This window comes from Phenylobacterium aquaticum, assembly GCF_022695515.1.
GTDB lineage: Bacteria > Pseudomonadota > Alphaproteobacteria > Caulobacterales > Caulobacteraceae > Phenylobacterium > Phenylobacterium aquaticum.
On the sequence record NZ_JALDPT010000013.1, the window covers coordinates 91,969 to 113,487 of the forward strand.

The 21,519-nt window shown below is 67.8% G+C and carries 21 protein-coding genes and 1 pseudogene; 17 read left to right on the top strand and 5 right to left on the bottom strand.

The window, feature by feature from the left end; all coding sequences use genetic code 11:
* Nucleotides 1–2: 2 nt before the first annotated feature.
* Nucleotides 3–1,439 carry an efflux transporter outer membrane subunit gene (locus MQH10_RS11610; RefSeq protein ID WP_242564214.1) on the bottom strand — a complete coding sequence of 479 codons (1,437 nt, stop codon included), beginning with the start codon at nucleotides 1,437–1,439 and terminating at the stop codon, nucleotides 3–5.
* Between the two features lie 233 nt (nucleotides 1,440–1,672).
* Between MQH10_RS11610 and MQH10_RS11615 the strand changes: the two genes are divergently transcribed.
* On the top strand, nucleotides 1,673–3,328 hold the full coding sequence (locus MQH10_RS11615) for a M28 family metallopeptidase (protein WP_242564215.1): 1,656 nt from the start codon (nucleotides 1,673–1,675) through the stop codon (nucleotides 3,326–3,328).
* A gap of 11 nt (nucleotides 3,329–3,339) precedes the next feature.
* Nucleotides 3,340–4,149, top strand: coding sequence for a DUF72 domain-containing protein (locus MQH10_RS11620; RefSeq protein ID WP_242564216.1), 810 nt, complete (start codon nucleotides 3,340–3,342; stop codon nucleotides 4,147–4,149).
* 110 nt (nucleotides 4,150–4,259) lie between these two features.
* On the opposite strand, the gene MQH10_RS11625 is transcribed toward MQH10_RS11620, so the two are convergent.
* Nucleotides 4,260–4,568 carry an energy transducer TonB family protein gene (locus tag MQH10_RS11625; protein ID WP_242564217.1) on the bottom strand — a complete coding sequence of 103 codons (309 nt, stop codon included), beginning with the start codon at nucleotides 4,566–4,568 and terminating at the stop codon, nucleotides 4,260–4,262.
* Between the two features lie 239 nt (nucleotides 4,569–4,807).
* Between MQH10_RS11625 and MQH10_RS11630 the strand changes: the two genes are divergently transcribed.
* The 11 genes from MQH10_RS11630 (at nucleotide 4,808) to MQH10_RS11680 (ending at nucleotide 15,578) form a co-directional block, all read left to right on the top strand.
* Entirely contained in the window at nucleotides 4,808–6,748 is a 1,941-nt protein-coding gene (locus tag MQH10_RS11630; RefSeq protein ID WP_242564218.1) for a methyl-accepting chemotaxis protein, read from the top strand.
* A gap of 134 nt (nucleotides 6,749–6,882) precedes the next feature.
* Entirely contained in the window at nucleotides 6,883–7,302 is a 420-nt protein-coding gene (locus MQH10_RS11635) for a hypothetical protein (RefSeq protein ID WP_242564219.1), read from the top strand.
* Nucleotides 7,303–7,378: 76 nt separating this feature from the next.
* On the top strand, nucleotides 7,379–8,002 hold the full coding sequence (locus MQH10_RS11640) for a TetR/AcrR family transcriptional regulator (RefSeq protein WP_242564220.1): 624 nt from the start codon (nucleotides 7,379–7,381) through the stop codon (nucleotides 8,000–8,002).
* Entirely contained in the window at nucleotides 8,002–9,048 is a 1,047-nt protein-coding gene (locus MQH10_RS11645) for an alpha/beta hydrolase (RefSeq protein ID WP_242564221.1), read from the top strand. Before MQH10_RS11640 ends, MQH10_RS11645 begins: the two co-directional genes overlap by 1 nt.
* The gene (locus tag MQH10_RS11650; protein WP_242564222.1) at nucleotides 9,048–10,028 is read left to right on the top strand and encodes an NADPH:quinone oxidoreductase family protein; all 981 of its coding nucleotides are present in this window, start codon (nucleotides 9,048–9,050) and stop codon (nucleotides 10,026–10,028) included. The genes MQH10_RS11645 and MQH10_RS11650 overlap by 1 nt, the downstream gene beginning before the upstream one ends.
* 339 nt (nucleotides 10,029–10,367) lie before the next feature.
* Nucleotides 10,368–11,117, top strand: coding sequence for a type I methionyl aminopeptidase (gene map, locus MQH10_RS11655; RefSeq protein ID WP_242564223.1), 750 nt, complete (start codon nucleotides 10,368–10,370; stop codon nucleotides 11,115–11,117).
* 228 nt (nucleotides 11,118–11,345) lie between these two features.
* On the top strand, nucleotides 11,346–11,480 hold the full coding sequence (gene rpmH, locus MQH10_RS11660) for a 50S ribosomal protein L34 (protein ID WP_242564224.1): 135 nt from the start codon (nucleotides 11,346–11,348) through the stop codon (nucleotides 11,478–11,480).
* A 25-nt stretch (nucleotides 11,481–11,505) separates the two neighbouring features.
* Nucleotides 11,506–11,916 carry a ribonuclease P protein component gene (locus tag MQH10_RS11665; RefSeq protein WP_336605083.1) on the top strand — a complete coding sequence of 137 codons (411 nt, stop codon included), beginning with the start codon at nucleotides 11,506–11,508 and terminating at the stop codon, nucleotides 11,914–11,916.
* Nucleotides 11,916–13,697 (top strand): membrane protein insertase YidC, encoded by a 1,782-nt coding sequence (yidC, locus tag MQH10_RS11670; protein ID WP_242564225.1) that lies wholly within the window; start codon nucleotides 11,916–11,918, stop codon nucleotides 13,695–13,697. The genes MQH10_RS11665 and yidC overlap by 1 nt, the downstream gene beginning before the upstream one ends.
* Entirely contained in the window at nucleotides 13,694–14,365 is a 672-nt protein-coding gene (gene yihA, locus MQH10_RS11675; protein WP_242564226.1) for a ribosome biogenesis GTP-binding protein YihA/YsxC, read from the top strand. The genes yidC and yihA overlap by 4 nt, the downstream gene beginning before the upstream one ends.
* Before the next feature lie 70 nt (nucleotides 14,366–14,435).
* A complete protein-coding gene (locus tag MQH10_RS11680; protein WP_242564227.1) occupies nucleotides 14,436–15,578 on the top strand; it encodes an acyl-CoA dehydrogenase family protein in 1,143 nt (380 codons plus the stop codon).
* Nucleotides 15,579–15,719: 141 nt separating this feature from the next.
* On the opposite strand, the gene MQH10_RS11685 is transcribed toward MQH10_RS11680, so the two are convergent.
* Entirely contained in the window at nucleotides 15,720–16,994 is a 1,275-nt protein-coding gene (locus MQH10_RS11685) for a Xaa-Pro dipeptidase (RefSeq protein WP_242564228.1), read from the bottom strand.
* Between the two features lie 139 nt (nucleotides 16,995–17,133).
* Between MQH10_RS11685 and argB the strand changes: the two genes are divergently transcribed.
* From argB to dapD, 3 genes and pseudogenes are all read left to right on the top strand, one after another.
* Complete coding sequence (gene argB / locus MQH10_RS11690) at nucleotides 17,134–18,066, top strand: acetylglutamate kinase (RefSeq protein ID WP_242564229.1); 933 nt, start codon at nucleotides 17,134–17,136, stop codon at nucleotides 18,064–18,066.
* Nucleotides 18,063–18,725 carry a pyrimidine 5'-nucleotidase gene (locus MQH10_RS11695; protein ID WP_242564230.1) on the top strand — a complete coding sequence of 221 codons (663 nt, stop codon included), beginning with the start codon at nucleotides 18,063–18,065 and terminating at the stop codon, nucleotides 18,723–18,725. Before argB ends, MQH10_RS11695 begins: the two co-directional genes overlap by 4 nt.
* Nucleotides 18,725–19,551, top strand: a pseudogene (gene dapD, locus MQH10_RS11700) (2,3,4,5-tetrahydropyridine-2,6-dicarboxylate N-succinyltransferase). The gene MQH10_RS11695 and the pseudogene dapD overlap by 1 nt, the downstream one beginning before the upstream one ends.
* 3 nt (nucleotides 19,552–19,554) lie before the next feature.
* Here the strand turns inward: dapD and MQH10_RS11705 are convergent.
* Nucleotides 19,555–20,016, bottom strand: a complete 462-nt coding sequence (locus tag MQH10_RS11705; protein WP_242564231.1) for a cupin domain-containing protein — start codon at nucleotides 20,014–20,016, stop codon at nucleotides 19,555–19,557.
* Nucleotides 20,017–20,401: 385 nt separating this feature from the next.
* On the opposite strand from MQH10_RS11705, the gene MQH10_RS11710 reads away from it, so the two are divergent.
* Complete coding sequence (locus tag MQH10_RS11710) at nucleotides 20,402–20,785, top strand: hypothetical protein (protein ID WP_242564232.1); 384 nt, start codon at nucleotides 20,402–20,404, stop codon at nucleotides 20,783–20,785.
* A gap of 5 nt (nucleotides 20,786–20,790) precedes the next feature.
* On the opposite strand, the gene MQH10_RS11715 is transcribed toward MQH10_RS11710, so the two are convergent.
* Nucleotides 20,791–21,249, bottom strand: coding sequence for a hypothetical protein (locus tag MQH10_RS11715; protein WP_242564233.1), 459 nt, complete (start codon nucleotides 21,247–21,249; stop codon nucleotides 20,791–20,793).
* Nucleotides 21,250–21,519 lie beyond the last annotated feature (270 nt).

Here is a 21,519-nt window from a genome sequence, read left to right on the forward strand (position 1 = left end):
GTCTAGCGTGCCTCTTTCAGGGTGCGCACGGTTGAGGACGGCCAGCCGCCTCCCAGCGCCTTGTAGGTTTGGACCGCGCGCCGCAGGGCCTGGACCTGGGCGGCGGTGAGTTGGGATCGGACCGAGCGCCAGGACTGTTCGGCGCTGAGCGCGGTGGAGAGGTCGTCGAGGCCGGCGGCGTAGCGCACGCGGCTGGCCTCATAGGCCCGCTCCGCGCGGCGTTCGCCGTCGGTGAGCTCGGCCACCCGGCGGCGATCGGAGTCCAGCCGGACCAGCGCGCTGTCGGCCTCGCCATAGGCGGTCTGAACCGCCTTCTCATAGGCGATGACCGCCTGCTCGGTGCGGGCGTCCTGGGTCTTCAGATCGGTCAGCAGCTTGGGGATCGACAGGATCGGCTGCGACACCGCCGCCCCGATCGACCAGTTGCGGGTCCCCGACGAGTAGCCCGGTTGCTCGCTCTTCGAGAGGCCGACGCCGGGCGTCAGGGTGAAGGTCGGGAAGAAGGCCAGGCGGGCGTAGTCGGTGCGGCCGGCGGCGGACATCACCCGCGCCTCGGCCTCGCGCACGTCCGGGCGGCGGGCGAGCAGGGCGCCCGGGATCGCGACCGGAACCTCGGGAATGGTCCCCACCCTGGCGTCGACCGGCAGGCTGGCCAGGGGCTCGATCCCGCGGCCGACGAGGACCAGCAGGGTGCGGCGCGTGGCCTTGAACTCGGCCTCGAGGCTCGCGACCTGGGCGTTGGCCTGGGCCAGATCGCCGGCCACCCGATCGGCGTCCGAGCTCGAGCCCAGACCGCGCTGGGCCTTCACATTGGCGACGTTCTGAAGCGCCTGCTCGATCCGCTGGGTCTGGCGGGCGTCCTCCAGCTGGATGGCCAGGCCGCGGGCCTGGAAATAGGTGTCGGCGACATTGGCGGCCAGGCTGGCGCGGGTGCTCTCATAGTCGAACCGGGCGGCCGCGGTGTCGCCGCGGGCGGCCTTGGCCACCGCGAAGATCCGGCCGAACAGATCGACCTCCCAGCTGACGCTCAGGCTGGCGCTGTCGGCGGTGCTTTTCCCGTTCGAGGAGAAGCCGGGGATGTTGATCACCGTGCCCGAGGTCTGGGTGGTGTGGGTCTCCTTGGTCGAGCCCTTGGCGTCACCCTGGGGCAGAAAGGCGATCAGGGCGCTGGAGGCGGTGACCCGCGCCTCGGCCAGACGCGCGGCGGCGGCGCGGGCGTCCGGGCTCGCCTTGAGCGCCTGGTCGATCAGGCCGTTCAGTTCGGCGTCGTCGAATTGCGTCCACCAGGTGTCCAGCACCGCGGCCGAGGGCGCCTGGGCGGCGGCCGATTGCGGCGCCTCGAAGGCGGCCGGCAGGCGGGTGTCGGGCTTGCGCGACGAGGCGCAGCCGCCCAGGGCCACGCAGGCCATTCCGGCGACGATAAGGGCTTGCGGACGCATCATCTCTCTTCGTGGTGGGACCGCGAATCGCCGCCGAATATATCGGCTTTGGATGGGCGCGACGCGGACCTGCTCGTCGGCTCCCAGAACACGGGTAGGCGACTCCTGAATTGCAGGACGGATACATAACTCAATGCCGCGCGAAAGCGTGGCGCCCGCGCCGCACGTCCCTAGCCGAGGAGAGCGCGAATGACTAGGCTCGGCGCAATATACGTTCCTTCCCGAGTGTGACCATGAAACGAATCCTGCTGGCGACCGCCTGCGCCTGGGCTGTTTTCGCCCAGCCCACCTTCGCCGCGCCGGGCGATATCGACCCGGCCCTGCTGGCCGATCACATCAAGGTCCTGTCCTCCGACGCCTTCGAGGGGCGCGGGCCGGCGACTCCGGGCGAGACCAAGACCGTTCAGTTCATGACCGACCAGTTCAAGGCGGTCGGCCTGCAGCCCGGCGGCGACCTAAAGGACGGCCAGCGCGCCTGGACCCAGGACGTGCCGCTCGCCAAGTTCGACATCACCGGCCCGATCTCCGTCGGCGTGAAGGTGGGCGGCCAGACCCAGGCCTGGACCCAGGGCGAACAGATCGCGATCCGCGCCGCCGAGACCGGCGCCGACCATGTGACCCTGAAGGACGTGCCGGTCGTGTTCGTCGGCTATGGCGTCAAGGCGCCGGAGCGCAAATGGGACGACTTCAAGGGCGTCGACCTGAAGGGCAAGATCGCGCTCGTGCTGGTCAATGACCCGGACTTCGAGACCGGCCAGGGCGACTTCGGCGGCAAGGCCATGACCTATTACGGCCGCTGGACCTACAAGTACGAGGAGGCCGCCCGCCAGGGCGCCGCCGGCTTCATCGTGATCCATGAGACCGCCCCGGCGGCCTATGGCTGGAACACGGTCAAGAACTCCAACACCAACACCGTCTTCGACATCATCCGGGCCGATCCGACCAAGGATCACGCCCCGGTCGAGGCCTGGATCCAACGCGACGTCACGGTCGACCTGTTCAAGGCCGCGGGCCTCGATTTCGAGGCCCTGAAGAAGCAGGCCCAGACCCGCGCCTTCAAGCCGGTGACCCTGACCGGCGTGACCTTCTCGGCCGACTATGCGGTCAAGGCCGAGAAGATCGTGTCGAAGAACGTGGTCGGCGTCCTGCCGGGGACCAAGCGGCCGAACGAGACCGTGATCTATTCGGCCCACTGGGACCACCTGGGCGTCGGCCTGCCGGACGCCAAGGGCGACAAGATCTATAACGGCGCGCTCGACAACGCCTCGGGCTCCTCGATGCTGATCGAGATCGCCCGCCAGTTCGCCCAAGCCCCGCGCACCGACCGCTCCGTGGTCTTCCTGTCGGTGACCGCCGAGGAGAAGGGCCTGCTGGGCTCGGAATATTACGGCGCCAATCCGCTCTATCCGCTGGCGACGACGGTCGGCGACATCAATATGGACGGCATCGCGACCAATGGTCCGGCCCACGACTTCACCACCTCGGGCGACGCCCCGCTCACCCTGCAGGACGACCTGATCGCCATCGGCAAGGCCCATGGCCGCAACTACAGCCCCGATCCGCGGCCGGGCGCGGGCAGCTTCTTCCGCTCCGACCACTTCCCCTTCGCCAAGCGCGGCGTGCCGGCCCTGTCCTTCGGTGGCGGCCAGGACCTGGTCAATGGCGGCAAGGCCCGCGGCGAGGCCCTGGCCAAGGCCTTTGTCACCGACCGCTATCACCAGCCGGCCGACGAATATTCGCCCGACTGGGACCTGACCGGCGCAGTCCAGGACGGCGGCCTGCTCTATGAGCTGGGCCGCAAGCTGGCCAATTCGGACGAATGGCCGGAGTGGAAGGCCGGGTCCGAGTTCAAGGCCGAGCGGGACAAGACCGCGGCCGCGCGCAAGTAGGAGAGATCGACATGGCGCGGACGGGCGTGATCCGGGCGGGCATGGGGGGCTTCACCTTCGAGCCCTGGCGCGGGGTCTTCTATCCGGCGGGCCTTCGGCAGGCCGAGGAGCTCGCCTACGCCACGCGCCATGTCACCTCCATCGAGATCAACGGCACCTACTATTCGAGCCAGAAGCCGGAGACCTTCGCCAAGTGGGCCGCCACGGCCCCGGACGGTTTCGTCTTCTCGCTGAAGGCCTCGCGCTTCTGCACCAATCGCAAGGTGCTGGCCCAGGGCGGGGAGTCGATCGCCAAGTTCCTGGGCCAGGGCCTGGTGGAGCTGGGCGACAAGCTGGGGCCGATCCTGTGGCAGTTCATGGCCACCAAGGCCTTCGACCCCGCCGACTTCGAAGCCTTCCTCGACCTCCTGCCCCAGACCTATGAGGGGCTGGCGATGCGCCACTGCGTGGAGGTCCGCCACGAGAGCTTCTTCGATCCGCGCTTCGTCGAGATGTGCCGGGCGCGGAAGGTGGCGATCAGCCTGTCGCAGAACGCGGGCGCGCCCTTCATTCCCGACCTGACGGCGGACTTCGCCTATGCGCGGCTGATGGCGGGGTCGGACGAGATCGAGACCTGCTATGCGCCGGCCGAGCTGGACCTGTGGGCCGGCCGGTTCGCCGACTATGCCCGGGGCCGGGTTCCGGCCGACCTGACGCCGGTCGCCCCCGCGGCCCCGGTCGAGGGTCCGCGCGATGTCTTCGTTTACTTTATCCGCGAGGGAAAAGTCCGCGCCCCGGCCGGCGCCATGGCGCTGCTGGAGCGCACGGCGCAGACGGACTGAGGCCCGGATGCGACAAAGCGTCGCAACCAGGGATGGCGCTCAGCAAAACGCCCCCGGCCTCGCGGCCGGGGGCGTGATGCTTATAAGAACATATGTTCTTGAGGCTGGATTCAGCCGCCGCCGGGGAAGCGCATCGGCACCTTCACGGTCCCGGTCTTCGAGCCCATCGGCAGCGCATCGGCGACGCACAGGGCCGCCTTATCGAAGCCTTTGTTCGGCGCGCTGTTTTCCAGCACCTTGCACTCCGTCAGCTTGCCGCCATCGGCCGTGCATTCCAGCATGACGACCGCCGAGTCCCGCGTGTTCGCGTTCTTCGTCAGGCACTTGCCCATGCTTTCTTCGAAGGATCCGGCCGTCGCCTGATTGGCGAAAGCCAGAGCCAGGGCGCAACCGCCCATGATCTTGATGATATTCCGCATAGCCCCACTCCTTTCTAGATTTGAGCTGAGGGGAATGTCGCGAATTCAGGTTAAGAGAGTCTGAGCCGTCGCAACATAACCGTGTGCGGCGAACGCTTTGACGAAGGTTTTGCGGGGTGAGTCCTTATGACTCTACCGGCGCGCAGAAATCGTCCACCCACCCGTTTCGGTGACAATTGGTTAGCAACCTCGCGTCATGGTGTCCGCGACGCTAACCGTGTTTTACGGGGGGAATTCTAGTGAACCGCCTTCGGCTCGTGGATACGCCGCTGATCATCAAGATCGGCTTCGCGCCCGCATTCGCCCTGGTGATGTTGGCCTTTCTGGCCACCGGCGCGATCATCCTTCAGCGCGGCCAGGCCGCGGAACTGAAGCAGGTGGTCCAGGTGGACATGCCCAACAGCCTGCGGATGCAGAAAGTCTCGGAACGGATCACCGCCGTCCATGGCCAGCTGTACTTCCTGCTGACCCACCAGGGCGCCTCGATCGACACCGCCAACATCGCCAATGACAGCCAGGCGCTGCTGACCGAGATCGACGCGATCACCAAGGAGGTCCAGGCGGCCCGCACCTCCGCTCCCGACGATCAGAAGAAGTCCTATGACGACCTGATCAAGGACCTGAAGAACACCCGCGACGCCCTCGACGTGATCTGCGCCATGATCACCACCGACTTCGGCACCGCCGCCGGTTTCGCCGCACCCTTCGAGGAAGAGTACGGCAAGATGAGCAGCCTGCTCCACAAGATCGTGGCGGCCGGCCAGGCGCACACCGACCAGGCCGCCGCCGCCAGCGCCAAGCGCGCCGCCGCGGCCCAGACGGCCACCGTGCTGAGCGCGCTGGCCACCCTGGTGATCGCCGGCGCCCTGGCCGCCCTGCTGACCCTGACCCTGCGCCGCGACGTGCAGAAGATCGCCAGCGCCACCGAGTCCCTCGCCCGCGGCGACAACGGCATCGACCTCGACGCCATGACCCGCAAGGACGAGCTGGGCGCCATCGTCACCTCGCTGAAGGTCTTCCGCGACAACCAGCGCCACCTCGAACAGCTGCGCCTCGAGCAGGAGAGCACCGAGGCCGCCGCCGAGGCCGCCCGTCGCCAGAACGCCGAAGCCGCCGCGGCCATCGCCGAGGAACAGGCCAATGTGGTGAGCTCGCTCGCCGCGGCCCTCGATGCGCTGGCCATGGGCGACCTGACCTACCGCGTCGACACCGACTTCCCCGGCGACTACCGCAAGCTCCGCGACGACTTCAACGCCGCCGTGGCCAAGCTGGAAGAAGCCATGCGGGCGATCGCCAGCGCGACCGCCTCGATCCAGTCCGGCGCCGGCGAGATCAGCCATTCGGCCGACGACCTGTCGCGCCGCACCGAGCACCAGGCCGCCACTCTCGAAGAGACCGCCGCGGCGCTCGACGAGATCACCGCCACGGTCACCAAGACCTCCGACGGCGCGAGCCATGGCCGCGAGGCCACCGCCTCGGCCAAGAACGACGCCGAAGCCTCCGGCGAGGTGGTCCGCAAGGCCATCGCCGCCATGAGCCAGATCGAGGCCTCCTCCAGCCAGATCGGCCAGATCATCGGAGTCATCGACGAGATCGCCTTCCAGACCAACCTTCTGGCCCTGAACGCCGGGGTCGAAGCGGCCCGGGCCGGGGACGCCGGCAAGGGCTTCGCGGTCGTGGCCTCCGAAGTGCGGGCTCTGGCCCAGCGCTCGGCGGAAGCCGCCAAGGAGATCAAGGGTCTGATCACCGCCTCGACCCAGCAGGTCGCCGAAGGGGTGAGCCTGGTCGGCGAGACCGGCAAGGCCCTGGAGCGCATCGTTCGCCAGGTCGGCGAGATCTCCAATGTCGTGGGCGAAATCGCCGCCTCGGCCAAGGAAGAGGCCCTGGGCCTCGGCCAGGTGAACACCGCCGTCAACCAGATGGACCAGGTGACCCAGCAGAACGCCGCCATGGTGGAGGAATCCACCGCCGCGAGCCGCGTCCTGGCCGAAGAGGCGCAGGAACTGGCCCGCCTGGTCGGTCGCTTCCGCGTCAACGGCCAGGCCCCGACCCGTTCGGCAAGCCCGCCCCCGGCCTATCGGTCATCCTCCTCAGCGCCGGCCGCCCAGCCGCGCAGCCGGGGCGCCACGGCGCTGGCCGCCCAGCCCCAGGCCCAGGACGACAGCTGGGAAGAATTCTAAGCCATAAGAAACGACCCTCCAGGAAGCGCATCAGGGCCGCCGAAAGGCGGCCCCTTTTCATTTCCCGCGCCTCCCGCGCGCCCGTCGATTTACGGTTAATCGAAGCTTAACGGCCCCGGGGCGAGGATCCGTCCATGCGCCGCCTGATCCCCCTCGCCGCCCTGCTCGCCACCCTCGCGGCGCCCGGCGGCATGCTGGCGGGCGGTCGGATCACCGTCGTCGCCCCAAGCCCGTCGCAGGGCGGCGCCGCGGTCCTGCGCGGATCCCAGACCCTGGAGGCCGGTGGCGGCCCGACCGCCGTGGCGCGCGACAGCGGCGCTGTGCTGGACCCGACCCTGGCGCTCGCGCTCTCGCCGGCCCGGCCGCCGGCCGGGGTCCTGTCGGCGGGCGAGCTCAGCCAGTGCCGGCTGAGCTGCGCCCAGACCTATTATTTCTGCCTCGCCCAGGACGCCTCGGAGGACTGTTCCCCCAACTGGGGCCAGTGCCGGGCGGCCTGTGACGCGCCCTCCGTCTCCCGCAGCCTGGCCGCGGGCTATCTCGGCCAGAACCCCTGACGCGTTAGCTTGCTTGGCGCCGCCGCCGCGGCGCCGCTAGAATGACGCCCGTCAGGTTTTTTGATTTCAGGCATAGATGTCCCAGGTCGCTTATCTCCCCGTCGGCAAGCGCGAACAGACCAAGGTCCAGAACCGCCAGGCGATCCTCGAGGCCGCCCGCGAGGTGTTCGGCGAGATGGGCTACGACAACGCCACGGTCCGCGACATCATCCGCCGCACCGGCCTCGCCGCCGGCACCTTCTACAACTACTACCGCTCCAAGGAGGAGGTCGCCGCGGCCCTCTCCGACGAAGGCGCGCGCCGGTTCGCCCCGATCCTCAAGGCCCAGCGGGCCCAGGCCTCGGACTGGGAGAGCTTCGTCCGCGCCGCCATCGGCGCCTATTTCAGCTTCCTGGCCGACGAGCACGAGAACTGGCTGACCCGCCGGCCGCCGGACGAGCCGCACCTGCACATCCACGGCGAGACCCCGGCCATGTCGGCGGTGTTCCGCGAGGTGCGCGACGCCATCGTCGACCGCATCGCCACCGGCGCGGCGCCCGCTGTCGATCCGGACTATCTGGCCGCCGCCTGCATCGGCGTCGCCCGCGAGGTCGGGGACATGATGCTGACCCGCCGACCGATCGACACCCAGGGCGCGGCGGACTTCGCCACCGCCATGATCCTGACTGGCCTGCATGGCCTGCCGCGGAAGCCGGCCTGATGGCCAGCCTCGCCGCCCAGAGGTTCGTGGTCCGCACGCTGCTGTCCCTGCCGACCCCGATCCTGCGCCTGCTGTCCGGCGGAGGGGTCGTCTATCGCGGCGGCCGCACGCTGGATCCGCGCCTGCAGTTCCTGGCCGCCTCCTCGGCCCGCGCGCCGTCGATGACCACGCTCAGCCCGCAGGACGCGCGGGCGGCCAACAACCAGGGCCTGGCGGCCCTGACCGCGCCGCTGGAGCCCGGCGTGCGCACCGAGCCGCTCAGCATCCCCGGCCCGGCCGGCGACATTCCGGCCCGGGTCTATCGGCCGGAGCGCCAGGACCCGACCATGCCGGTCATGGTCTTCGCCCATTTCGGCGGCGGCGTGATTGGCGATCTGGAGACCAGCGAAGCCTTCTGCGGGATCCTCGCCAAGATCGTCCGCTGCCAGGTCGTGTCGGTCGACTATCGCCTGGCGCCCGAGCACCGCTTCCCCGCGGGCCTGGAGGACGTGCTGACGGCCTTCCGCTGGGTGCGCGCCAACGCCGCCCGGTTCGGCGGACCCGAAGGCCAGGCGGCCATCGGCGGGGATTCCATGGGCGGCAACTTCGCCGCCATCGTCGCCCAGGAGCTGAAGCGGGCCGGAGAGCCGCAGCCGGCCCTGCAGCTGCTCGTCTATCCCTGCGTGGACGTGGCCAGCGAGACGCCCTCCATGACCACCTATGCCGAGGCCTTCCCCCTGACGCGGGCCATCATGGACTGGTTCATGGGCCACTATATGGGCCCCGGCGACGATCCGGCCGACCCGCGCCTGTCGCCGATCCGCGAGGCCGATCTGCAGGGCCTGGCCCCCGCCGTCGTGGTCACCGCCGGCTTCGATCCCCTCTGCGACCAGGGCGAGGCCTACGCCAAGCGCTTGCGTGACGCTGGGGCGCCTACCGTCTATCGCTGCTATGACAGCCTGGCGCACGGCTTTACGGCCTTCACAGGCGCGGTCCCTTGCGCCGACGTGGCCTGTCGCGAGATCGCAGGCCTGGTCCGGGAGGGCCTTGAAGGACGGATTCGCTGATGCGCGCGCTTGTGGTTGAAGAACTGTCTGCCGACTATTCCGGCTGTGTGGTCAAGGACATCCCCATCCCTGAGCCCAAGGCGGGCGAGGTCCTGATCAAGGTCCGCGCCGGGGCGGTCAATTTCCCCGACCTGATGCAGACCCGCGGCGAGCACCAGCACAAGCCGACCATCCCCTTCACGCCCGGGATGGAGCTGGCGGGCGAGATCGCCGCCCTCGGCGAGGGCGTCACCGGGTGGAAGGTCGGGGATGAAGTGGCCGCCGGCGCGCGCGGGGGCTTCGCCGAATACGCCGTCGCCCCGGCCCAGGGCCTGCACGCCAAGCCGGCGCCCCTGAGCTTCGGCCAGGCGGCCGGCTATCCGGTCGCCTATCTGACCGCCTATGTGGCCCTGGTCCGCCGCGCCCAGGTCCAGCCCGGCGAATGGGTGCTGGTGCATGGCGCGGCCGGCGGTGTGGGCCTGGCCTGCGTCGACGTGGCCAAGCTGCTGGGCTGCAAGGTGATCGCGGCGTCGGCTTCAGACGACAAGCTGGCGGTGATCGAGCGGGAATACGCCCCCGACGCCACGGTCAATGTCACCAAGGGTTTCAAGGACCGGGTGAAGGAGATCACCGGCGGCCGCGGCGCCGACGTGATCTATGACCCCGTGGGCGGCGACGTGTTCGACGAGAGCGTCCGCTGCATCGCCTTTGACGGCCGCATCCTCTCGATCGGCTTCACCTCCGGCCGCCTGCCGGTGCTGCCGGTCAACTACGCCCTGATCAAGGGCTTCTCGGTGATGGGCGTCCGCGCCGGCGAATATGGCCGCCACTTCCCCCAGAAGGGCGCCGAGAACATCGCCGCCATCTGGAAGATGGCCGATGAGGGCCAGGTGAAGCCCCGCGTCGATCAGGAGTTCGCGCTCGCGGACTGGCAGGCCGCCTTCGATACGCTCTCCGAACGCAAGGTGGTGGGCAAGACCATCATCCGACCGGATCTGTAGGGCCGCGATGAGCGCTCACCGCACTCGCATCATGTACATTGAGGACAAATCCGAATCTCTCAATGGCGCGGCGCGGATCGGACGAGTGACCTTCTCCAAATCTGGGCGGTCGCTGACCTACCGGGGCCGAACCTTCCAATCGCTTGGAGGACATGGGTTCAAGGCCAACTATTTCGATGTCGAGTCGGGCGACCACTTCTGGATTTCGGGACCGCGTAAGGACGGCAGGGATCGGCTCTATGATCAGAGCGGCAAGCCCGTCGCAATCGACGAGGATGTCGCAGAAGACTATTGGCGAAACATTCGGGGTCAGAAGACTCCGGCAAGGGGTTCTGCCGCATGACCATCACCCACGAGGACGAGCTCGAGAAACTCCGCCGGGTCGGACAGGTGGTCGCCCAGACCCTGACCGCCATGGGCGCGGCCCTGGAGCCGGGCATGACGACCGCCGAGCTCGACCAGCTGGGTCGGGCCCTGCTGGAGCGCGAGGGCGCCCGCTCGGCCCCTGAGCTCTCCTACGGCTTTCCCGGCGCCACCTGCATCTCGGTGGGCCCGGACGTCGCTCACGGCATTCCGGGCGACACGGTCGTCAAGGCCGGCGACCTGATCAATATCGACGTCTCCGCCGAGATCGACGGCTTCTTCGGCGACACCGGGGCCAGCTTCGCCGTGCCGCCGGTGAAGCCCAGGATCGAACGGCTGTGCCGCGACGGGCGGCGCGCCATGTGGAGCGGCATCCGCGCGGTGAAGGCCGGCGGGCGGCTGAACGAGATCGGCCGCTCCATCGAGGGTTTCGCCCGCAAGAACGGCTATTCCCTGATCCGCAATCTGGCCAGCCACGGGGTCGGCGCCTCGCTGCACGAGGATCCCGGCGAGATCCCCACCTGGTACGAGCCGAAGGACGCGCGGCGCATCCATGAGGGCCTGGTCTTCACCATCGAGCCCTTCCTGTCGCTCGGCGCCGACTGGGTCGAGGAGCTGACCGACGACGGCTGGACCCTGACCCCGCCCGGCGGCCAGCCCACGGTGCAGTACGAGCACACCCTGGTGGCCACGTCCCGCGGGCCGGTGGTCCTGACCCTGGCCTAGTGGCCGGCCGCCAGCCCCTGGCGATCACGGGTCTGGATAGCAATATGATCCATCTGGAAGACCGGGAGCATCTGCCTTCGCGCCTCAAGCTTCGTGGGCGGCGGGGCGAGTAGATCGAGATTCTTCGAGACGTTTCGCGCAAGGACGCCAATCTCTTGGACTCGGCATTGACATCCCCTGACCCTTCCCCTATCCACGCCGCTCGTTTTCGAGACCGGAGTCATCAACGTGAAGCGGACATTCCAGCCGTCGCGACTCGTGCGCAAGCGCCGTCACGGCTTCCGCGCGCGCATGGCCACCAAGAATGGCGTCAAGGTGGTTCAGCGTCGTCGCGCCAAGGGCCGCAAGCGCCTGACCGCCTAGGACCGTTCGGTCTTAGGGTGTCCGCATGACGGACCCCAGCTTTCCCATCGAACGCATGAAGACGCGGCCACAGTTCCTGGCCGCGGCCAAGGCGCCGTCTTGCGCCAGGGGCGCTGTCGTCCTCCAGGCCCGGGATCGGGCCGACGACAGCCCCGTCGTGCGGGTGGGATTTACGGCCACCAAGAAGGTCGGCGGATCGGTGATCCGCAACCGCGCCAAACGGCGCATGCGCGAGGCCGCCCGGATGCTGATTCCGGTCCTCGCCCGCCCGGGTCATGACTATGTCTTCATCGCCAGGGGCGGCGCGCCCACCCGGCCATGGGACCGTTTGCTTGACGACGTGAAAAGTGCGCTGTTAAGCCTCGCCGCCGATAGCGACACCCCCGCCCGCGCGCCTGCCCGCGCCCCTTCCCCCACAGTTCGAGCTGGCGCCTGATGCCCGATCAATCCAATCGCAACACCGTCATTTTCATGGTTTGCGCCGCCCTGATGCTGATCGCCTATCAGGTGTTCGTCATGGGGCCCCAGGCCAAGCGGCGGGAAGCCGAGCTGAAGGCCCGCGGCGGCGATCAGGTCCAGACCGTGCCCGGCGCGGCGGCCTCGATCCAGAAGGCCGTCTACCTGCCCCGCGACCAGGCCGCAGCCAAGAGTCCGCGCGTCCAGATCGACACGCCCGCGGTCTATGGCTCGGTGGCGCTCAAGGGCGCCCGCATCGACGACCTCTATCTGAAGGGCTACCGCCAGACGGTCGATCCCAAGTCGCCGGCGGTGGAGCTGCTGCGCCCCGAAGGCGCCGAGCACGCCTGGTTCGCCGAGTTCGGCTGGGCCGGCGCCAATCTGCCCGGCCTGCCCACCCCCGACACCGTCTGGACCCTGGCGGAGGGCGCCAAGCTCGCCCCCGGCCAGCCGATCACCCTGCGCTATGACAACGGCCAGGGCCTGGTGTTCAGCCGCAAGATCGCGGTCGACGACAAGTTCATGTTCACGGTGACCGACACGGTCGCCAACACCGCCGGCCAGGCGGTGACGCTCGCCCCCTACGCCTCGGTCCAGCGCCAGGGCATTCCGGCCGACGTCAACCGCTCCACCGCCCACGAGGGCGCGGTGGGCGTGCTCGACGGCGCCCTGCGCATGTTCAAGTACAAGGACTGGAAGAAGAACGGCGAGAAGGACTTCTCGTCCAACGGCGGCTGGCTCGGCATCACCGACAAGTACTGGCTGGCGGCGGTCGTTCCCGACCAGGGCGAAAACGTCCATTCCGCCTTCCGCGTGACCCAGGCCGGCGGCGTCGACATCTATGAATCCAACTTCGTCGCCCAGTCGCACACCATCGCGCCCGGCCAGGCGGTCACCCATGTCAGCCACATGTTCGCCGGCGCCAAGACCGTGCCTGTGCTCAAGGCCTATCAGACCGACCTGAAGATCCCGCGGTTCACCGACGCCGTGGACTGGGGCGTCCTCTACTTCTTCACCAAGCCGATCTTCTGGATGCTGGAGCAGTTCAACGCCCTGTTCCACAATTTCGGCCTGTCGATCCTGGCGCTGACCGTGGTGGTCAAGGTGGCCTTCTTCTACCCGGCCAATCTCAGCTTCGAATCCATGACGAAGATGAAGAAGATCCAGCCGGAAACCGAGGCCCTGCGCACCAAGTTCAAGGACGATCCGGCCAAGCAGCAGCAGGAGCTGATGGCGCTCTATCAGCGCGAGAAGATCAATCCGCTCCTGGGCTGCCTGCCCATGCTGGCGACGATCCCGGTCTTCCTGGCCCTGTTCAAGGTGCTGAACGTGGCCATCGAGATGCGGCACGCGCCGTTCTTCGGCTGGGTCCAGGACCTGTCGTCGCGCGACCCGTCCACCGTCCTGAACCTGTTCGGCCTGATCCCCTGGGATCCGGCGACCACGCCGATGATCGGGACCTTCCTGGCCGGCAGCCTGCACATCGGCGTCTGGCCGCTGCTCTATGGGCTGTTCCAGTGGCTGACCATGGCCATGAGCCCGCCCGCCCCGGATCCGACCCAGCAGAAGATGATGCAGATGATGCCGATCATCTTCACCTTCGTGCTGTCGCAAATGGCTGTGGGCCTCTTGATCTATTACACCTGGAGCAACCTGCTCACGATCCTGCAGCAGTACGTGATCATGCGCCGCTTCAAGGTCGACAACCCGATCGACCGGATCATCGCCCGGGTCACCGGCAAGCCCGTGGAAGCCAGTTGAGCACGCCCGACGATCCCCTGTTCAGCGAAGAGCAGCTGGAAGCCGCGCGGATCCTGTTCGCCCGGCCCGCGACCTTCATGATGGGGGCGGTGGCCATCGACGGCCTGCCGGCGCCGGACCTGCCCGAAGTGGCCTTCGCCGGCCGCTCCAATGTCGGCAAGTCCTCGCTGATCAATGCGCTGGTCGGTCACCACCGGCTGGCGCGCGCCTCCAACGAGCCGGGCCGCACCCGCGAGGTGAACTTCTTCCTGCTCGACGACCGCCTGCGCCTGGTCGACCTGCCCGGCTATGGCTGGGCCAAGGCTTCCAAGGGCGTGGTCAAGAAGTTCCAGAACCTGGGCCGCGACTATCTGCGCGGCCGGCCGAACCTGAAGCGGGCCTATCTGCTGATCGACGCCCGCCACGGCCTGAAGGACGTGGACAAGGAGCCGATGGACGCCTTCGACAAGGCCGCCGTCTCCTACCAGATCATCCTGACCAAGTCGGACAAGATGAAGCCGCACGAAGTGGCCGCCGTCACCGCCCGCACCGAGGCGGCGATCGCCAAGCGTCCCGCCGCCTTTCCCCGTGTGCTGGCCACCTCCTCGGAGAAGGGCCTGGGCCTGCCCGAGCTGCGCGCCGAGATCGCCGCGGCCTGCGAGATCGACCTGGCGCCCGGCGCCATCTGACCCGGCTCTGGCCTGACGCAGCGGTAGGGCGCTAGATCGCGGGACAAATCCCTTCGATCAGAGAGCTCCCATGCTTCAGACCACCGGCCGCACCGTCTATGACGCCGACATGGAACTGTTCCGCGACCAGGTCCGGAAGTTCTACGAAAAGGCCCTGATCCCCAATCTCGACCGCTGGGAAGAAGACGGCCTCGTCGACCGCGATTTCTGGCTCGCCTGCGGCGAAGCCGGCATCCTCTGCCCGCAGGTGCCGACCGAATATGGCGGCCTGGGCCTCGACTACCGCTACAACGCCATCATCGGCGAGGAGCTGACCTATGCCGGGTCCAGCGCCGGCATCACGCTGCAGTCCGACATCGTCGTCGACTACATCATCAATTACGGCTCGGAAGAGCAGAAGAAGAAGTGGCTGCCGGGCATGGTCTCCGGCGAGGTGATCACCGCCATCGCCATGACCGAGCCGGGCGCCGGCTCCGACCTGCAGGGCGTGCGCACCACCGCCAAGCGCGACGGCAACCACTATGTGATCTCGGGCTCCAAGACCTACATCACCAATGGCCAGAACGCCGACCTGATCGTGGTGGTCGCCAAGACCGATCCCGACAAGGGCGCCAAGGGCACCTCGCTGATCCTGGTCGAGGCCGACCGCGCCGGCTTCAAGCGCGGCCGCAACCTGGACAAGATCGGCCAGAACTCGGCCGACACCTCGGAGCTGTTCTTCGAGGACGTGCGGGTGCCGATCACCAACTGCCTGGGCGATGAGAACATGGGCTTCATCTATCTGATGAGCCAGCTGCCCCAGGAGCGGCTGCAGATCGCCATCGCCGCCCAGGCCGGGGCGCAGCGCGCCTTCGACGAGGCGGTGAAGTTCACCAAGGAGCGCAAGGCCTTCAAGCAGACCGTGTTCGACTTCCAGAACACCCGCTTCACGCTCGGCGCCCTGAAGGCCAAGCTGCAGGCCGGCTGGGCCCACGCCGACTGGTGCCTGGCCCGCCACCTCAAGGGCGAGCTCACCGCCGCCGAGGCCTCGGCCGCCAAGCTGTTCCACACCGAGCTGCAATGGGAGGTCTGCGACGCCGCCCTGCAGCTGCACGGCGGGGCGGGCTACATGAACGAGTACCCCATCGCCCGCCTGTGGCGCGACGCCCGGGTGCAGCGCATCTACGGCGGCACCTCGGAGATCATGAAGGAAGTCGTCGCCCGGACGCTCTGATCTCATCCTCCCCCGCATGGCGGGGGAGGGGGACCATGCACAGCATGGTGGAGGGGGCGAGGCTAGGCGCCGTGGGCGGGGCCGCCCCCTCCACCGGCTACGCCGGTCCCCCTCCCCCATGTCATGGGGGAGGAAAGCCTCCTACTTGCTCAGCACCACATCCCCGCCCTTCATCACGAAGACCGGGTGCTGAAGGACCGTGACGTCGGCGAGCGGGTCGCCCTTCACGCCGACGATGTCGCCATAGAAGCCCTTGGCGACCTGACCCACGTCCTTCTCCTGGCCGAGCGCCTGGCTGGAGGTGACGGTGGCCGACTGGATGGCCTGCAAAGGCGTCGCGCCCCACTGGACCATGGTCGCCAGCTGCTTGGCGTTGTCGCCGTGCGGATAGACGCCGGCGTCGGTGGAATAGATCATCTTCACACCGGCCTTGAGCGCCTTCTGGTAGTTCTGCCTCTGGATCAGGCCGATATCCCGGTCCTTCTGCAGGTTCTCCTCCAGCACGCCGTTCTTCTTGCCCTCGGCCTGGGTGTAGTCGGTGTTGTAGATGTCCATGCCGAAATAGGCGCCCTTCTGCAGGGCGAGCTTGATGCCTTCGTCGTCGACCAGGCTGACATGCTCGATGGTGTCGACCCCGCCCAGGATCGAGGCCTTGATCCCCGAGGCGCCGTGGGCGTGGGCGGCGACCTTCATGCCGGTGGCGTGGGCCTCGTCGACGATGGCCTTGATCTCTTCCAGGGTCAGCTGCTGGGCGCCGGGGGTGTCGCCATGGCTGAACACCCCGCCGGTCGCGCAGATCTTGATGACCTGGGCGCCGTACTTGTGCAGCTGGCGGACCATCTTGCGGCCCTCGTCGGGGCTGTCGATCACCGCCGGCCCGCGCTGGTTCATGGAGGGCGGGAAGAAGGTCGAGTCGCAGTGGCCGCCGGTCGAGCCGATGGCGTAGGTGGCCGTCACGATCCGCGGGCCTTCCACGAAGCCGGCCTCGATCGCCTGGCGCAGGCCGACATCGTCATAATTGTCGGAGCCCACATTGCGGATGGTGGTGAAGCCCGCCTCCAACGTGTCCTTGGCGTTCTTGGTCGAGAGCACCGGCCAGAAGCTGTCGGTGAACAGGAGCGAATTATAGCCGCTGAACAGGGGCGAGGAGGTGATGTGGGTGTGCATGTCGATCAGGCCCGGCAGCAGGGTCACCCCCGGCAGATTGACCAGCTCGGCGCCCACCGGAACCTGATCGCCCTGGTGGCCGACATAGCTGATCCGCCCGTCGGTGATGATCACCAGGGGCTTGTCGGCTTCCTTGCCGGTGACCACGTCGACCAGCTTGTCGGCGGTGACCGCGACGGTCTTGGCCTCAGCCCCGAAGGCGGTGAGCGCCACGAGGGCGGCGGTGGCGAACAGGGCGGTAAGGCGCATGGGATCTCTCGGAACCGGGAAGCAAGGGCGGCGAAGCTAGCACGGCTGCGGCCCGCGTCGAGCCGCGAGGGATTCGCATCAGGTGACAGGGGGCCTCGTGTCCGCTATCGGAGCCCTCCGACCGGACGGAGCCCGCACCTTGACCGACACGCCGAAGGACGAGGCCAACCTCGAGGACAAGGGTTGGGCGACCGCCAAGACCCTGGCCGAGGCCCTGCCCTATATCCAGCAGTACGACCGCGAGACCGTGGTCATCAAATATGGCGGTCACGCCATGGGCCAGGAATCGACCGCCAAGCTGTTCGCCGCCGATTCCGTGCTGCTGAAGCTGCTCGGCCTGCACCCGGTCGTCGTCCACGGCGGCGGCCCGCAGATCTCGCGCATGCTGGACAAGGCCGGGGTGAAGTCGACCTTCATCGACGGCCTGCGGGTGACCGACGAGGCCACCATGGAGGTCGCCGAGATGGTGCTGTCGGGCGCCATCAACAAGGAGATCGCCAACTGGATCACCCTGGCCGGCGCCGAGGCCGACGTGCGCGGCGTGGGCCTGTCCGGCAAGGACGCCCGGCTGATCACCGTCGAGCGCGCCGTGCGCACCCGCAAGGATCCTGACAGCCAGATCGAGCAGGTCGTGGACCTGGGCTTCGTGGGCGAGCCGACCCGGATCGACCCGCAGCTGATCCAGGGCCTGATCCACGCCGACCATGACTACATCCCGGTCATCGCCCCGATCGGCGTGTCCAAGGAAGGCCAGACCTTCAACATCAACGCCGACACCGTGGCGGGCGCCCTGGCCGGCGCCCTGCGCGCCAAGCGCATGCTGCTGCTCACTGACGTCGCCGGCGTGCTGGGCGCGGATGGCGAACTGATCCGCCAGATGAGCGTCGCCGAGGCCCGCGCGGCCATCGCCTCCGGGGTCGCCTCCGGCGGCATGATCCCCAAGCTGGAGACCGCCATCGCGGCGGTGGAATCCGGCGTCGAGGCCGTGGTCATCCTGGACGGTCGGCGTCCCCACGCCATGCTGGTCGAGCTGTTCACCGAGCACGGGTCGGGCACGCTCATCACCCAATGACCGCCGACCTCGCCCATATCGACACGTGGCTGTTCGATCTCGACAACACCCTCTACCCGGCCGAGAGCGGGTTCATGGGCGATGTCGAGCGGCGGATGACCGACTTCGTCATGAAGGTCACCGGCCTGCCCCGCGACGAGGCCTTCGCCCTGCAGAAGACCTATCTGGCCGAGCATGGCCTGACCCTCGGCGGGCTGATGAAGCACCATGGCGTGGCGCCGGAGGACTTCCACGCCCTGTTCCACGACCTGTCGCTGGACGTCCTGGCCCATGACGCCGACCTGCTGGCGGGGCTGGAGCGCCTGCCCGGCCGACGGCTGATCTTCACCAACGCCGACGAGAAGCACGCCGTCCGCGTGCTGGAGCACCTGAAGCTGGACCACCTGTTCGACGAGGTGTTCCACATCCACTCCTTCGGATTCGCGCCCAAGCCCGACCCGACGGGCTTCGAGCGGATGATCGCCGCCCATGGCATGGATCCGGTCGCCACCGCCTTCTTCGAGGACTCCGAGCGTAATCTGAAGCCCGCCTTCGACCTGGGGATGACCACGGTCCTGGTGGGCGCGCATGCGGACGCCTCCGCCGCCCCCTTCGTCCACCACCGCACCCATAAGCTCGCGCCCTTCCTGGCCGGCGCGCGCCTCAAGGAAGCCGCCTGATGTCCGCCGATCTGAAGTCCGTCATCGAAGCCGCCTGGGAAGACCGCGACGCGATCAACACGGGAACCCAAGGCGCCGTGCGCGAAGCCGTCGATGAGACCATCAACCGCCTGGACGCCGGAACCCTGCGGGTCGCCAGCCGCGAGGCCGACGGGACCTGGGTGACCCACCAGTGGGCCAAGCAGGCGATCCTGTTGTCCTTCCGCCTCAACGCCAACCAGCTGGTCGAAGCCCCGCCGCCCGGTCCCTATTGGGACAAGGTGCCATCGAAGTTCACAGGCTGGGACGCGGCCCGCTTCGAGGCCGCCGGCTTCCGCGCGTGCCTGGCTGCGTCGTCCGCCGCGGGGCGTTCATCGCCAAGGGCGCGGTGCTGACGCCGTCCTTCGTCAACATCGGCGCCTATGTGGACGAAGGCACCATGGTCGACACCTGGGCGACGGTCGGCTCCTGCGCCCAGATCGGCAAGAACGTCCATCTGTCCGGCGGCGCCGGCATCGGCGGCGTGCTGGAGCCCCTGCAGGCCAACCCGACCATCATCGAGGACAACTGCTTCATCGGCGCCCGCTCGGAAGTGGCCGAGGGCGTGATCGTCCGCGAGGGCTCGGTGCTGTCCATGGGCGTCTATCTGACTTCGACCACCCCGATCATCGACCGCAAGACCGGCCAGGTGACCACCGGCGAGGTGCCGCCCTACTCCGTCATCATGTCCGGCTCGCGCCCCAGCCCGCACGAAGGCATGCCGTCCACCTATTGCGCGGTGATCATGAAGACCGTCGACGCCCGCACCCGCTCCAAGACCTCGATCAACGAGCTGCTGCGCGACTGATCCCTAGGTCTCGTAGGGCGTGCCGTCCTTGCGTTCATAAGCCTGGCCGCCCGCCGGCCAGGTGAGGTCGATATCGGGATAATAGGTGGCGTCGACGTCGGGCAGACGTGACCCCACCTCCAGCAGCAGCACGTCCTGATCGGAGCGGTTCTGCAGGTGGTGGCCGTCCGGATCGCCGGCCGGGAAGCCGGCGCATTCGCCGACCGTCAGCAGCTCCTCGCCGAACTCGGTGACCAGCACCACCTCGCCCTCCAGCACGATGACGAACTCGTCCTCGGCCGAGTGCCAGTGGCGTTGGCTGGACCATTGGCCGGGCGCCAGCCGCATCATGTTCACCCCGAACTGGGTCAGGCCCGCCGCATCGCCCAGGCGCCAGCGGGTGCGCCCCTGGCACATGGCGTCGAATGGGGCCGGATAGGCGCTGCCGCTCTGGATGGGGGCGGCGACGGGATAGATCTTGGGCATGGAACGCTCCGCTGAGACCCGCCGATCCTAGGCGAGGATCGCCGCGCCGGCGACCCGCCCGCGCCCGTCGCTCCGGCCCATAGAATTCTAATACCCAAAATGAGTTTAATCTATCTTCTCTACCCTGGGGTGGTTATATAGGTATTCGGCACTACCGGGCGTGCAAGTGACGGACAATCTACAATCCTTGAAAGATCACAGCAGCGGACGTCTTGGTTAAGGAAAACATAATTTCCTAGTCAATACATCCTGAACTTGGATAACAAGGAGTTAAACTGGAAGGATAACCTAAGTGTACGGAGTTTCACCGCGCAACACCCCCGATCTCGATCGTCGGAGTGAGCGCACAATCCAGGAACCGACACCCGGCTATCTGGATCAGGACGTGTCTCGCTTCTTCTATCGGTGGGGCGGGTGCCTCTCGACCACCCTGGTGCGGATTCGCGCCCGGTTCGACGGCGATCTCGATCAGTATCTGCTCTATCTGATCTTCATCCTCGCCGACCTGAGCCAGCAGATCGGCCGCGAGCGCAGCTTCGCTCCGCCGGCCGAACCCCAGCACCGCGGGCTCAATGCGCTGAGTCTTTCGGAGATCACCCGCATCCCGCGGGAGACCGCCCGGCGCAAGCTCCTGGCCCTGGCCGAGCGGGGCTATCTCAACCGCGACGAAGAGGGCCTGTTCACCCTCAGCGACCGCTACCAGATGGACGAGTTCTTCACCGACCTGCGCCCCCTGTTCTGGGACGCGGTGAAGGTCGCCCCCGCCTGATCGCGTCAGTCTTCCATCCAGCGCCACAGGGCGCGGATCGCAAGGGCCCGGACCGCCGCATCCTCACTGTCGAGGGGCGGCAGTCCGGCCTTTTCCAGGCAGTCGCCTAAAGTCAGGGTCTCGCCGCGTGACAGCCGCACGCCCCGCCGCCGCGCCACCTGCTGGAACCTGCGCCAGGCGCATTCCATGCCGGCGGCCGTAGACACCGCCGAATAGGGCAGCAGCCCGCCCTGCAGCACCCGATGATAGGCGACCAGGGTCGCGCCGCCGCAGATGCGGGTCATCAGATATTCGAAGGCCTCGGGGTCCAGGGGCTCGACGCCCAGGTCCTCCGGTAGGGGCGGGGCCAGCATGGCCACCGGGCTGAGCGAGCGCGCGAAGGCGGTGAGGATCACGTTCCCGCGGTCGTCCGCGAACGCGTATTGCAGGACATGGCCGACGCCGTCGCCGCCCACCGAGCGCACAGCAAAATAGAGATGTTCCGACGCTGAAAGCTGTCGGCCACCCCAATTCGGACGCCAGGACCGTGGTTCCGGCGCACGACTATTGCCAAGTCCATCTGCTCTCGTCGCGTTTCCCCGCGCGAATATCGCCGACGGGGGATTGATACGACGTCCGAACACCAAGCCTGACATGGGTGAACTCCTCACTCTTGAGGACAGACTTCTCTATTCAACCGGTCCTGTACATGGAATGACTTCCCACAACGGGATGATTGAGGGGCCTTAACCATC